This window comes from Klebsiella sp. PL-2018 (assembly GCF_019048985.1).
Taxonomy (GTDB): domain Bacteria; phylum Pseudomonadota; class Gammaproteobacteria; order Enterobacterales; family Enterobacteriaceae; genus Klebsiella; species Klebsiella michiganensis.
Genome location: NZ_CP077673.1, coordinates 665,943 through 679,154, shown reverse-complemented (window position 1 = coordinate 679,154; position 13,212 = coordinate 665,943). Strand labels below are relative to the sequence as shown.

General features: G+C 40.8%; 15 protein-coding genes. 14 read left to right on the top strand and 1 reads right to left on the bottom strand.

What is annotated here, in order from left to right:
* Positions 1 to 465: 465 nt before the first annotated feature.
* The 11 genes from MKleb_RS03200 to MKleb_RS03150 all read left to right on the top strand — a co-directional run bounded on the left by MKleb_RS03200 (position 466) and on the right by MKleb_RS03150 (position 6,388).
* Positions 466 to 1,170 carry a DNA/RNA non-specific endonuclease gene (locus tag MKleb_RS03200; RefSeq protein WP_077254608.1) on the top strand — a complete coding sequence of 235 codons (705 nt, stop codon included), beginning with the start codon at positions 466 to 468 and terminating at the stop codon, positions 1,168 to 1,170.
* A 289-nt stretch (positions 1,171 to 1,459) separates the two neighbouring features.
* Positions 1,460 to 1,783, top strand: a complete 324-nt coding sequence (gene symE / locus MKleb_RS03195; RefSeq protein WP_023320260.1) for an endoribonuclease SymE — start codon at positions 1,460 to 1,462, stop codon at positions 1,781 to 1,783.
* A gap of 146 nt (positions 1,784 to 1,929) precedes the next feature.
* On the top strand, positions 1,930 to 2,364 hold the full coding sequence (locus tag MKleb_RS03190) for a VOC family protein (protein ID WP_004117617.1): 435 nt from the start codon (positions 1,930 to 1,932) through the stop codon (positions 2,362 to 2,364).
* Between the two features lie 165 nt (positions 2,365 to 2,529).
* The gene (locus MKleb_RS03185; RefSeq protein ID WP_025107479.1) at positions 2,530 to 3,273 is read left to right on the top strand and encodes a hypothetical protein; all 744 of its coding nucleotides are present in this window, start codon (positions 2,530 to 2,532) and stop codon (positions 3,271 to 3,273) included.
* Positions 3,274 to 3,699: 426 nt separating this feature from the next.
* The gene (locus MKleb_RS03180; protein ID WP_217076470.1) at positions 3,700 to 4,029 is read left to right on the top strand and encodes an NIPSNAP family protein; all 330 of its coding nucleotides are present in this window, start codon (positions 3,700 to 3,702) and stop codon (positions 4,027 to 4,029) included.
* 293 nt (positions 4,030 to 4,322) lie between these two features.
* Positions 4,323 to 4,526: a helix-turn-helix transcriptional regulator gene (locus MKleb_RS03175; RefSeq protein ID WP_217076468.1), complete on the top strand. Its 204-nt coding sequence runs from the start codon at positions 4,323 to 4,325 to the stop codon at positions 4,524 to 4,526.
* 183 nt (positions 4,527 to 4,709) lie between these two features.
* A complete protein-coding gene (locus tag MKleb_RS03170) occupies positions 4,710 to 5,024 on the top strand; it encodes a hypothetical protein (protein WP_001090932.1) in 315 nt (104 codons plus the stop codon).
* Positions 5,025 to 5,103: 79 nt separating this feature from the next.
* Positions 5,104 to 5,400, top strand: coding sequence for a hypothetical protein (locus MKleb_RS03165; protein ID WP_217076466.1), 297 nt, complete (start codon positions 5,104 to 5,106; stop codon positions 5,398 to 5,400).
* A gap of 52 nt (positions 5,401 to 5,452) precedes the next feature.
* Positions 5,453 to 5,689: a hypothetical protein gene (locus MKleb_RS03160; protein WP_217076465.1), complete on the top strand. Its 237-nt coding sequence runs from the start codon at positions 5,453 to 5,455 to the stop codon at positions 5,687 to 5,689.
* A gap of 39 nt (positions 5,690 to 5,728) precedes the next feature.
* The gene (locus MKleb_RS03155; protein WP_217076463.1) at positions 5,729 to 6,079 is read left to right on the top strand and encodes a hypothetical protein; all 351 of its coding nucleotides are present in this window, start codon (positions 5,729 to 5,731) and stop codon (positions 6,077 to 6,079) included.
* A 69-nt stretch (positions 6,080 to 6,148) separates the two neighbouring features.
* Positions 6,149 to 6,388 carry an H-NS family histone-like protein gene (locus MKleb_RS03150; protein WP_014639269.1) on the top strand — a complete coding sequence of 80 codons (240 nt, stop codon included), beginning with the start codon at positions 6,149 to 6,151 and terminating at the stop codon, positions 6,386 to 6,388.
* 31 nt (positions 6,389 to 6,419) lie between these two features.
* On the opposite strand, the gene MKleb_RS03145 is transcribed toward MKleb_RS03150, so the two are convergent.
* A complete protein-coding gene (locus tag MKleb_RS03145; protein ID WP_217076462.1) occupies positions 6,420 to 7,118 on the bottom strand; it encodes a DNA-binding protein in 699 nt (232 codons plus the stop codon).
* Positions 7,119 to 8,575: 1,457 nt separating this feature from the next.
* On the opposite strand from MKleb_RS03145, the gene MKleb_RS03140 reads away from it, so the two are divergent.
* The 3 genes from MKleb_RS03140 (at position 8,576) to MKleb_RS03130 (ending at position 12,859) form a co-directional block, all read left to right on the top strand.
* A complete protein-coding gene (locus MKleb_RS03140) occupies positions 8,576 to 9,340 on the top strand; it encodes a hypothetical protein (RefSeq protein WP_217076739.1) in 765 nt (254 codons plus the stop codon).
* A gap of 320 nt (positions 9,341 to 9,660) precedes the next feature.
* Complete coding sequence (locus tag MKleb_RS03135; protein WP_217076461.1) at positions 9,661 to 10,185, top strand: hypothetical protein; 525 nt, start codon at positions 9,661 to 9,663, stop codon at positions 10,183 to 10,185.
* Between the two features lie 16 nt (positions 10,186 to 10,201).
* Entirely contained in the window at positions 10,202 to 12,859 is a 2,658-nt protein-coding gene (locus tag MKleb_RS03130) for a DotA/TraY family protein (RefSeq protein ID WP_217076458.1), read from the top strand.
* Positions 12,860 to 13,212 lie beyond the last annotated feature (353 nt).

Sequence of the window (13,212 nt, the reverse complement as noted above, 5' to 3'; positions counted from 1 at the left end):
CCTTAATCGGTCATCCGCGTAGTCTGAGTAATCCTCCTCGCAGAGAGAAGCGTTTTCCCCTGCCGCGACATTTTTTCAGACAACGACATGGATGCCGCACCGCTTTACGCGTCGTCGGGCATATTCCCGCACGTTCAGCCCGGCTGAAAATAGCGGGCCTGAGAGTCTGGTCACCTCATTCGACATCATTTCTGGGTTCACAAAATAACATCCGCCGTGATGTTAAATCATCTTGTGATATTCCGCGCAGCTGCGACCGGCTAACTCTTTTTACGCTCTCACTTCATCTTTGCGATTCATAGCTGAATTCCGCTCTGATTATTCAGGGGGTTCTTTTATGCATCGGTTCATCTTTTCTTTGACGTCATCAATAATATGAAGCTATCCCGAGTATTCAGCGTTCTGCCGTCGCTATTTTTTGCCGTCGCGTGCGCTGCCGCATCATCCGGCGTGGATCATTGTGAAGTGGGCTGCCCGACCGGCGGAAGCGCGCAGACGCTGGTTCGCGAAGCCTATACGCTCAATAACAACAGCCAGCGCAAATTCGCTAATTGGGTGGCGTATAAAATCACCAAAGCCAGCCTGGCCAGCGGGCGTTCGCGCAGCTGGAAGCGCGATCCGGATTTACCCGCTACGGATACCCTTGCCCCCGCGGCATATAAAGGGGCCAGCGCAGCATTGGCGGTCGATCGCGGGCATCAGGCGCCTCTCGCCGGGCTCGGCGCCAGCGCAGACTGGCAGGCGTTAAACTATCTTTCCAATATCACCCCGCAGGCCTCCGACCTGAATCAGGGGGCGTGGGCGCGGCTGGAGGATAAGGAGCGCGCCCTCGCCGAGCGCCGCGACGTGGCGGTGGTGTGGTCCGTTACCGGGCCGCTGTTCGAACGGCATATCGCTACCCTGCCCGCCGCGCCCGAGGTGGAGCTTCCCAGCGGCTACTGGAAGATTATTTTTATCGGCTCCAGTCCGGATAAAGGCGAATACGCGGCGTTTTTGCTGGATCAGGCGACGCCAAAAAGCGCCAGTTTTTGTGATTATCAAGTGACGGTGGAGGAGATTGAGCGGCGGACTCATCCGGCGCTCTCGTTCTGGCCCGCCCTGCCGGCAGGTATCGCCCGCCGCCTGAAGTCCCGGAAGGGTACGCTGGCTAAAGAGATGGGGTGCCCGTAATTGGGCATGGGCATCCTGTTGCGCGCATTATCTCGCTTTTATTTTTTGAATCTGCTTTGCGGTTATTTCAGCAATATCAGGAAAGTCATTTTCCACAGGCGCTAATTAATAGCATCATGCATTCTGTTAATTCTTAATTTGCGGTTAAAGGCGTTTATTATGTCCGATTAAAGTCTGGACTTTATTTTTATTACTGGTTAGGTTTACAGGTGTTATTTAGCGCGGTGCGAATGTGCGCCAACACACCCGCACCGCTGATCACAATTACTATTTACAGGGAATAGCAACCATGACTAATGCTGATTGTATTGTAGATTCGTTTGATCCAGAAGTGTCGCCGAAAAATAAGCGTCAGTTGACGGTGAGTTATGTGAGACGTTTGCCAGATCGTCGTCTTGTTCCGGCGCTGATCATGAAGGGCCAGTGGCTGGCGGCGGCAGGGTTTTCGACCGGCACCCGGGTGGAGGTGCGGGTGATGGATGGCTGCATTGTGCTGACGGCGGTTGAGCCGGAACCGGAGCTGGAAGCCGCGATGCGCAGGGTGGAGAAGCTGTCGGCCAGGAAGCAGAAGCAGGTCAGAGAGTTTATCGGGGTGATTGGGGGACGGGGTTGAGGAGTCAGGATTGCGGTGACAGACAGGATTTTAATGCCATGCTCTATATCGCCACTCCGGACCTGTACTCATCCATCAAATCCGTACAACGCTCCTTTTAGATAACGGATAAATACCTGTTAATACGACTGAATGAGGAAACCATCATGGAGACTTACCGATTACATCGCGGCAGGCTTATCGACCATATCCAGCTTGTGGTAAATGATTTCGAGGCCAGCAAAGCGTTTTATACAGCCGTGCTGGCGGTCCTTGAGATCCCTGTCGTGAATACCTACGACGATTATTTTTGGGCTGATGAGCTTGTTGTTTCATCCATTAATAGCCCCGGTTCCGCAGGTAAGCCGACAGGACGGCATCACCTGGCTTTCCAGGCCAGGGATCGTGAGACGGTGGATGCTTTTTACCAGGCGGCGCTGGCACACGGCGGCAGTGATAACGGCGCACCCGGTGAGCGAACTTATCACCCGGGGTACTACGCGGCCTTTGTACGCGATCCCGATGGTAACAATATCGAAGCGGTTTACCATGGCGAGGGGGAACGCAGTGCGGCATCGGTGGAGATTGGCTTCAGTCTTTAAGTATAACGGCCTCCGGGCAGGGGTCGTATTGGGCGGTTGGCATTAAGTCAGACCAGGAGCCAGCCCAGGAATTAGCCATATCGAAGCCCTCATAATAATGAGGGCTACATAAAATAAATTCAGTGTTGTAAATTCATAGCGTATTCATTTTATAAAGGAATAACGATGGGAGCTATTAACGAGATAGATATTGCAAAGCTGGTTTTGCTACCCGCGATTTTATATGTGGCTAAAAAGATCATCGACTGGGCGGGAAAAGTGATGTTCAGCCCGCCAGCAAAGCGAAAAATTCACTTCGAAAAGGTACCTATTGAAACGAAAATAGAGGTGCTGAATAAAATCGCTGAGATAGCGAACGCTGAAATACCCGACACTAAACTCTCGAGGACGCATCAGACGGTACAAATGAAATTTTTGTATGAGCAGATCGGGATAACTCTTCCTGTCTGGCACGCCCATCAGCTGATCGCGTTTATCGCTGATAAAAATATCGGCTCATATGATGTACGATTAATGAGTTTCCTTAAAAACCCATCCTTTTATCGTTGTGAAGAAAACCATTTTTCTGTCGATGCTGAAAAAATTAAAAAATTTCACATCGTTAGCGGGGTTTTCTGGCTAATTTCAATTGTCATTTTTGCCTGCGCCTGGTGGACAACAATACAATCGTTACTGGCCAGCGGGGGCGTAAATTCAGCTATCGCATTTTCACTGTTTTACTTTATTTCCGCTATTGTGGTCACTGGCTTTATCTTGAGCCAGGTTGGAGAAACCTGGCAAAGCGTCAGATTCGCCAAGCTGTTTGAAAGGTGGTGTGAGGAGGAAGCGCGGGTGGAAAGTGGGGAGCGTGCTGTGCTAGCCGCATCGGAGCCAGAAGAACAAACGCCTCAACAGGAGGTTTTCAAATGATGAAATGCAGATACAAAAAAGTATTTTAGTGGACTGATTGGGGGATTTGGTGCGAAGGCCGGACTCGAACATCGCATATAACCCTATGTTAAAAAGTATTAAAATTTAAAAGACAATTTTCAGTACCAACAAACATACCAACAGTCCCGTTCAGTGATTATCGAACAGCGTGATAACTCATCAGTATACCTACAGCTTAAATCTCTTAACGGGTTATTGGCAAGAACAACTCTGGCATTCCGTGTAAGGAAGCTAAAGTAATATTAGATAGAAATGGCGTCTCAATTATTGTCCCCTCTTACCTTAAACGTTGCTTCTGCTCCCTAGCCCCATAACTGGACTAAAACTAACAGCCCTTCTTCCCTAAACCAATTGAATGCGTTAGCGTCACTGAAACAATTTCTCATGCTCATTAATGGAGAAGGTATGAAGGATAGGATCATCGAAATACTACAATACACCCTGAAAAAAGGTTCTGGTGAGGAGTTTCATCAGATCATGCGTGAGGTAAGTGTTGCACTCCATGCCCGGAACGGTATTGATGTGGTTGCGTACGGAAACTCTCTCCATGATGCTGACAGCTACTACCTCATACGTGCTTTTGACAGCGAAGAACAGATGAAAAGCGTTCTTGAGGATTTCTACGCAAGTGCGGGTTGGCGCAGTGGCCCACGAGAAGCAATCATCAGTCGAATTGAATTCAGTTTAAAATCAGTTCTATCACTACCACAAAACGGCATTGATGGATTGAGATAAAGCGAGCAAAGGGGGATGCGCTGTTAAGTGGGTATCCTCCGCAGTACAGAATTTAAACTGAATTAACATAATTCATTGATAAATAGGTACATTTTAAAAATCTCGTTCCTGCTTCTAAAAATAGCACTTTTTGCCAAAACCCTCTAAGCCCCGTCTTGTAACAGCATTCAAACTATTCCTTTCTAATCTGTACAAAAAACACTCATTTACGCAATAATTCCGAAAAAACAGGTGTTGATTATCATAAGCGATATTCGAATAATAACCTCATCAAAACAACGACGAGGAAATATATGAACGAAAGAAAAAGATTTATCCGTTTACCTGAAGTATTAAATAGAACGGGCCTTTGTAAAGCTTGGATTTATCGCCTGATTAGTCGTAATGAATTCCCGGCCCAAGTAAAACTTGGTGAAAGAGCAATAGCATTCTTAGAAAGTGATATTGATAAGTGGATTGAAGAAAGGATTTCTTTATCAGGTAATAAAGTAGCATAAAAAACAAAATCATAATGGTTTCGGTACAACCAGTTAGCCTATAAACTAAAAAATATAAACGTGGGAGGTCATATGTAAAAACAATCGAACTTAGTATCAGCATAAAACAAAAAATATAAACTGCTCTCAAATAATGCATGCAAATGCAGGGAGTTATACATTTAAAAAATAAGGAGTAACTATATGAATACTGAAGAACTAAATAACATTAAGGACTCATCAACTAAAGTTTTTACTGCTATGGCGAAGAATCTTTATATCACAGGAATACGTATATATAAAGAGCAGGAAGAGTATGAGGTATTGGAAGCCATAATGTTAGATAGTAATAGAACTGAATCATATCTTTTGCATGTTAAAGAATATCTGGAAAAGCGCTTTGATAAACATATGGAAGAGGCAGGTAAAAGAGAAAGACTGATTTATGTTGATATGGATAAAGTTATGCATGAAATGAGATATGTACATACTCAAGCATTACTTTTTAGTATGAGCTAATAACCGCGTATTCGGCCCCGGAAGGGGCTAATAAAAAACACAATGAATTAAATAAGCATTTAACTATGAGGATATAAATATGTTTAAAGAGAAGATAGGTATTAATAAATCAACTGAACTGTTCTATGACCTTGCATGTAGATCATTTACCACAAGCTGGAATATGTTCATGGAAGTTAATGGCGATGGGGATGCTAATGATTATCTAGATGACCCGGATTTTATGAGTCCATTTATTATCCATGTGATTGACCACATTCAGAACAACTTTGAAATATTCACTGCCCAAGAGGGTAATAACGGTGATATTAATCAGGTTAACTTTGAAATGGTTGCTGCTATGTTGGTTAGATATTCAGACAGCTTCAGAAAATAAGAATCCATTTTGCCCCGCAAGGGGCTAAGATTAGTAATAAAGGAAAATATAAATGACAAATAAAATATCTGTAGTAGTAAGTATGCTGTGCGAAGGAACTCCTAACGTAATGAATACTATTCAAGAAAGCTTTGATGTATTTGTTGCTCTAAGTGGGTATTCAGTAGAAGAAATGATAGGGGATAAGAACTTGATTGATGCTTTAAATAGACATGTCAATAACGATTTAGTTGATGAGTTAGATTTGGAATATGGCTCCGTTATCATCAATATCGTTTATAACAACTAATTATTTTTACTAACCATTAACAAAATAAAAGGATTAAAGATGAAAGAGATTATATTGAATAGTTATGAGGAAACAAAAAACGAACTTGTTGCTAACATCTTACAAGGATACTGTGATGAGATATATGATATTTATGAAAAACATCCTGAAACAGCAATAGATATTTTGAATGATGGTTTCCTTTCAGGCATCACATATGACGTTTTGATTGCTCGTGAGATGAAGAAATACTCTGTCAAAAATGATGTATCTGATATCAATAGAAGAGATTTAAAAGCCACAATCTTGTATTGGCATCAAGAACACATCATTGAACTTGTTTCAAAAAATATAAATCAGGATGAAAATGAAGATCCGATTTACTGGAAGCTAAAAATGACAGTTATTTGATATTTAGATGTAATGAGTATTCCCTCGAAAGAGGGAAATCACATGAATGATAAAACTAAGAGGTTTAATATGATTGATGAATTCCACGTTATGTATATGTATAGAAAAATCCAAGCTGAAGCGGCTACCACTGATATAAAGACATTGAACAAACTCTTGAAGAAGTTCCGCAAGGTAGTAGCGGAACGGCGGGAAGAATACTATCAGGAGATTGGTGAGAAAAAGGCACGTAAGTTAAAAATGAAAAAGATCCTCAAATTGATGGAGAAGGATAGAATATCACCAGAGGATCTCATTGACTGGCAGTAGCCAGTCACTATGTTGCTTCTTCGCTTATATATTAAACATCATCATAAGCTGGCTCTTCTGTTTTAGGATACTGCAGCGTCAGTGCTGGATCTGTTTCTTTGTTAGAACAGCTATCAGATGTTTTTGGTGGCTCAGATGTAGTCATTCCCTCTGTAGGTTGATTGTCAGAATCATTTGTTTGATTAAATGTATAAACATTATCAAATACTGGTTCATTATTAGCGTTAAATCCCTGTGCCTTTTTAACATTAGGGCGTTGTTTGGCATTGATAGAATGCGCTTGTCCCTTAAGAAATATGTTGGAGTTCATAAAGAGATCTCCATCTTTATCTATAATGATCCCTTTCTTTTTGAGCTTTTTAAAGACAAGAGACATATTTGATTTTTTAATATCTAAGTCGCGGCATAGCTTTGCTTGCGATATATGAAAGCAGTTTCCAAACTCCATGATGTTTAAAATCCTTGCGAAAACCTTCAACTCATTCTTGGAAATATCAAGTTCTGCGAGTTGCTGGAAGTTTTTTGTGAACATATGGACATAATCAACATCTTTTTTAATAGATTTAATGTTTTCTTTTCTCGAATAGATATTGGTAGTGTCTTTATGTGTGCTGTGATAATGTTCGAATATCTGCACTTTCTGTTCATTAGTGAAAAGATGATCATCAATATACTGTGTTAGCTGAAAGGGGGATAAACTGCTAAGAGATTGAAAATCTATTTGTGTCATTGTATTTTCCTTTTGTTATTGTTTTTATTAATACATAACAGATTAAACACTATGGTCAATAACAAAGTCAAAAATAAGTGGAAAAAGTTTTAATATAGTGGAAAACCATCCACAGAACAGGATAAATTGAAGCCGTTATTGATTCGTGACTGGAATAAGTTTATTGAGAGTGGAATGCTCGCCAGTTTTAAAGATTAGTTTCAGTGCGGAACTATAGTTATAGTTTTTGCTAATTATGGTTATAGCAAACTATAATCCGAGTTATAGATATCGATAACCATAGTTATAGGAACCTATAACCTTTTTACTGTAATATGTTGTTTTATATGAGAAATAACAGCTGTAATATAGTAATAAGTTTAATATAGTAAAAGGGAATGTGTGTCTGTTGAATGGCACCTGCTGTTTTATGAATGGCGTTGGAGGTTTTCAGCAATGAAGGATGAATTGTATTGAAATATTTCGTAATTGATCTGTCCAGAAACGTTTTGCTATGAAACTCATTTGTGCCTTATGAAAATGGCACCTTGTGCTACCTATTTTATTTTTACTATAATGTTATTACAGCGAAGTGATTGTTTTAAACAATCACTAAGCACTGCTTATATATGAGTACAGATGAAATTGTTTCTCCTTTATTTCATAGCGGCTATCGCCGCAATTCTTTATGGATAAATCCATCATTAACAGGGATGAACCCTGTTCCAGCAATGTGATTGTCTTGAACAATCACTAAGTGCTGCTACTGAAAATATAATTTTCCTATTCGTTTAAGGGAAAATGCTATACGTTATTGCGGTAATGCTATGTTCAAATATAGGATCAATTTTGTTTTTTGTGATGAAATGATCTGGAAAAGATCTTTCCTCATTTTTCTATCAATATTAATAAGACACCTCATCAAGATAAAAATACATATTTCTGAGTTAGGGCGTAGCCGTGCGTCAGCACATGAGCTTCAGCTCATAGATGGTGGTGATTTTCAAAAAAAAGATGTTAGTGAAATAGAAAGAAATGCTTCGCAATAAAAATAAATATTGCACTCAAAAAAACTAATCATTTAAAATATTGAAACCCTGTATGGCGATTATAAAAATCGCCCGGTTTCTTTTAATCCTATTAAGTATTATCTCTTACTTCTTGCAAAATTAAATTAAGAAACAACCGGCCTGTAGCCCTTACGTCATAAAGCTTAGAACGAAAATATACGACTGACCGTACAGTCAGTGTTCCTGACTCTATAGTCAGTATTTCTGACTGCACGTTGAGCTTTCCTGACTTTGCAGTCAGTTTCTATGTCATTTTTAGCTTAAAAACGACAGTGCTTTAAAGTATCGTCACTGGAATAGTTGCGATTTTGAAAATATTTTCGCAAAAAAATATGTAAAAAACTTGATATCTTTTTTGTGCATGGTATTTAATTTATTATAAATAAAGTAACAAGAGGTAATAATATGATGAATGAAATAGATGTTGACTTGGATTTAGGCTTAAATCCCTTTTGCTTTGAAACAGAACTAAAGATTGAAACAAGAAAGAATAATCTAACTGTTTCAAGAGGAACAGAACTTTTTGAAAAGAAAAATGCAGGTAAAAGTTATTTCGCCAATATCGTGCATACCCAAGAGGTTGATAAAGAAGAGTTCATTAAACTCTACACATCTCAGATAAAAGCATACTTTGATCTCACGAAAACCGCCTATAAAGTATTTTTCATCTTTTTACGTATCTATCAGGATGCGATAGGAAAAGATCACTTTTACCTGAGTTGTAAAAAAGCAATGTCGCTTGCGGAAAAGATAGATCACTTTGTCTTGTCTGAATCTATCTTTTACAGAGGGATAAAAGAACTCATCGAAAAACGTATTATAGCTAAAACCAATGAGAAAAACTGGTATTTCATTAATCCTGCTATTGTCTTCAATGGTGATCGTGCTCGTTTTGTTTCAGAGATTATAAAAAAGAAAGAAGCAATAGAGGAGCAAATGGAAAGTGCTATCAGTAATGATAGTGGTAATAGAAAAGTTGACGATAGAGACAGTACAATTGAGAAAGTTATAGAAAAAGTTAGTAACCAAGAAGATATAGATGTGTTAATCGCAAGATTACAGGCTAAAAAGTCTCAAGGGTTAGTGGAGAGAGAAAGTATAAATGAAATCCCTTCTGTAGAGAACACAAGTCTTGTGCCACCAGAAGAACCGTTAGATTGGGATAATATTTAGTAATCCATTAACGCGACTTCTCTGGACTTTTTATACACATATATTCATATTTTAAACGTTGGGATGTGGAAGGTGAAATCCTTATTAAATTAAAAGAAGCCAGACAAACTGGCCTCTTCAGAGTATTGTAATAAATTTTTCGGAGTAATCATTTATTTACTCTTTAACAGTAATCAAAAACAAAGTCATTGTCAAATTAAATTATCGTTCTCTTGATTAATTCTATTTTATTTAATATATATTAATAAGGCATTATATTTTTATTTAATCAGAAGAAGAAAATATGGTGAATAAAATGTAATAAATAAAGGGAGTATCAAATGAATAAACTTAATAAAAATAAATGGCGAACAAATGTCTGTGTCCGCATTTTCAAAATAATCCTTCCCGCAACAATATTAATTTCAGCAACCACAGCTAACGCAGCAGTCTGTAGCCCGGATGTCAGCTCATCATTAAAACAAGCGCAATATAACGCAATGAAGCAGGATGCGGCTCAGTTAGAGCCGGTAGCGAAGAATTTCATGGATAACATCAATCAGTCGCTTGAGACGATTGGTTGTACGGACGCTTGGCCTGTGGGAAACCTCGGCATCAGCCTGCCATCTGTGGATTCAATAATTAAAAAAACGAAGGAAGCAGCAATAAGTAAAGCCTGTTCGATTGCGAGAGAAAAAGTCAGTCAACTGACCGGAAGTATATCCGAGAGTATTTCTATTGATATGCCCGTGATTGGGAATATCGCAAATGGAAGTGTTTCTACAGGAACTGGCTCTTCATCAGGATCGGGAGCAACCATCAATGGAACCGATGTCTGGAGCAGCATCAGTAATTCAATGAAGTAAGAGGCAAAGGAATGTAATGATGATAAATATAAAGAAAAAAGAAGTGTCGATATTATTAGCAATATTAGCTAGCCTGTTATTAACTCAGTCAGCTTATGCCGCCGATTTATTTACCGTCCCGGAGACAGACAAATCAAAGCTGTGGTTTCTGGATATCTTATTCCCAGAGAATTTAGCGGAAAGCCCCTTAGCCAGCACAATGACGATCCTCAACAGCGCTGTTTTACTGGTTGGTGGCATTTTAGCTGCCTACACACTGATTGCCGGAACCATGTCAACGGCACATGACGGAGAAATGCTGGGTAAGAAATGGTCTTCCATGTGGTTGCCCGTAAGAACTGCATTAGGCACGGCAATGATACTCCCGGCAGCAGGTGGTTTCTGTGCCGCTCAGGTTATGGTGCTGTGGATGATTAATCAGGGAGTCGGTCTGGCAGATACCGTCTGGAATACCTATGCATCCAACCCCTCAGATGGGGCTGTTATTACCACATCTGCATCTTATCAGGAGCTTGATCGCATAGCCAAAACTGCCTTTATCAATAACGTCTGTATGTTAAAGGCGGGAGAATTATGGAAGAAATCAGCAGCAGCCGATCCCTTCCCGCACGTCACGCCTGCGTTTGAAATGACACCGGAGAAAGGTGCCTATTTATACACATACAGTTATGGAGCCAGCAATGCCGGTAATGATATGAATAAAAATTTACTGGTATCCAAGGCTGCATGTGGAAGCATCACGCTTACTGACCCGAAGGCCAAAGCTTCTTATGACGAACAGGCTAAAGCTCAGGCTACCATTGCTGCTGGCGGCATGTATATGGCTTATATGCCACAGGATATAAAGACGAATATTTCAGATGTTATTGAGGCACACAATGCCGCATTTATCGGCCTTGATAATAGTATGAAAACGCTGGCTGAACAGTATGTGGCCGATAATAATATTGATATTCAGACCGGAATAAACAGCGCAACGGCCTCATATGTATCCATTATTGATACTGCAGTACGAACAGTTTTCTCCACTGGCGACCAGTGGGATGATTTCAAAGAGAATGTCCAGAAAGACGGATGGTTTATGGCTGGCGCATGGAGTATGAAACTGATCCGTGTGCAGGATGCGATTAATGGAGCAGCTCATAATCTTCCTGTAGGTGGGCAAGCGACAATGGAATACGGAGATATATTCGATAACAGCCTGAACGCGATTATGGCAAAAGTAGCTCAGGATATGGCGAAATCAACGACAGCTTCAAGATATGCGAATGGTATTGATGCGCAAAACCGAACGGAAGCCAATACCAGTGGTAAAAGTGGCGCTGGCCCTAAAACAGATGATGCCGGGAAAATAGTTTCTTCTCTTCAAAGTGAAGCCAATAAGAGTATTTCTGGTGCAATGGCGGGTTTTCTCAGTTCCAGCGTTATTAATGGAAGAAAGCAAGGGAAAATTGTTTCATTTTCAACCGACACAACTGCTGCCAATTTACAGGCGATAAACCCGTTATTAGCCGTTAAAGGGCTTGGGGATACGATCAGTGCCGCTGGCTGGACGTTATTAGGAAGTTCTGCGGTTGTTGGCGCAGGTCTTGGTGCATGGACTTCATGGACTGCAAGCTGGGTATCGGGTGCATTTGGCGCTATGGGGATTGTTATGCCACTGGTTATCCCTTTATGGATAGCTGGTGATACCTTAGCCGTCGTTATTCCTATGTTGCCTTACGTCATGTGGTTTGGTGTTTGCGTCGGCTGGATGATCCTGTGCCTTGAAGCAATGGTCGCAGCACCATTATGGGTAATAACACATTTACATCCAGACGGTGATGGCGTAGTGGGTCGTGGTGGCGCTGGTTATGGTCTGGTTTTATCGTTAACCATGCGACCAGCGCTAATGATAACAGGATTAATAGCAGCCTATACGATGCTTCCTATCCTTGGTGGGATCGTCAATGAAACATTCTCCGGCGCGTTTGGCATGATGTCAGCCAATGCCGGGATAGGTATCATCGAGTCACTGGCTCTCATTGCTGTTTATATTGCGATGATGTTCACGGTAGTGAAGAAATCACTTTCACTGATTCACATCATCCCTGATGAAATTATGAAGTGGCTTGGTGTTCATGGTGGTCAGAGCATGTCGGGTTACGCACAGTCGGCATCAAAAGGTGTTGAAGGTGCTATGTTCACCAAAACCGTGTTGGATCAGGTTTCTCATACCTCAAATGCGATGGGTAATCAGATCAGGAATGCGCAAATCAATAAAGACCGTGAACAGCAACGTGAGCTTCAACAACAGCAACAGGCTAAACAGGGGAAAGCACAGGCAGCTAATAAAGCCAATGATACGGGATCTGCATTCAGAACTCATATGAGTAATGCTGGCCCACTGGATCAGCAGGATGAATATCAGTCTCTTGAAAGTGCTAACTCGGCTTACAATGCGGCTGAGGCAGCAGATGCTGTTGGTGATACAGCAGGCGCTGCAGGTTATATGAATGTAGCCCAAAAGGCTGCTAACAGAGCGGTATCGTTTGGTGAACATAACAGACCGTTGCTGCCTATAAACCTTCAGGCCCAAGCTTCACCAATTGAAAGCTTTAAGGCTCCAGATAAAGGGAATGGTGGTGGATCTTCCGGTGGTAGTTCATCACCCACTGAAAGTAATGACAGATAATGTGATATAAAAAGAGGGCTTTCGCCCTCTTTTTAATTGTTCGTTATCTGGAATGGAACTCACTTTATATGTTTACTTACCAGCATAATTTAAATGACTATAGTGAAAAATAGAACATCACCACAGTCTTTATTGAATATGGGCATTTCTCATGTAAGATTTTATTCTCCTATAAAATATTTTTTATAGGCAAAAATATATAAAAATATCGCTGCATTTATGATATTCACTCCGTTTGTTTTATATGTCCTCTGTTATATTACTTTTCAAGGCAGATGCTAAATAAATGTTTCTGTTAAAATTGACAGCTTACATTTAATTAGTTAAATTATAAATTAGGTAATAAGTTAACG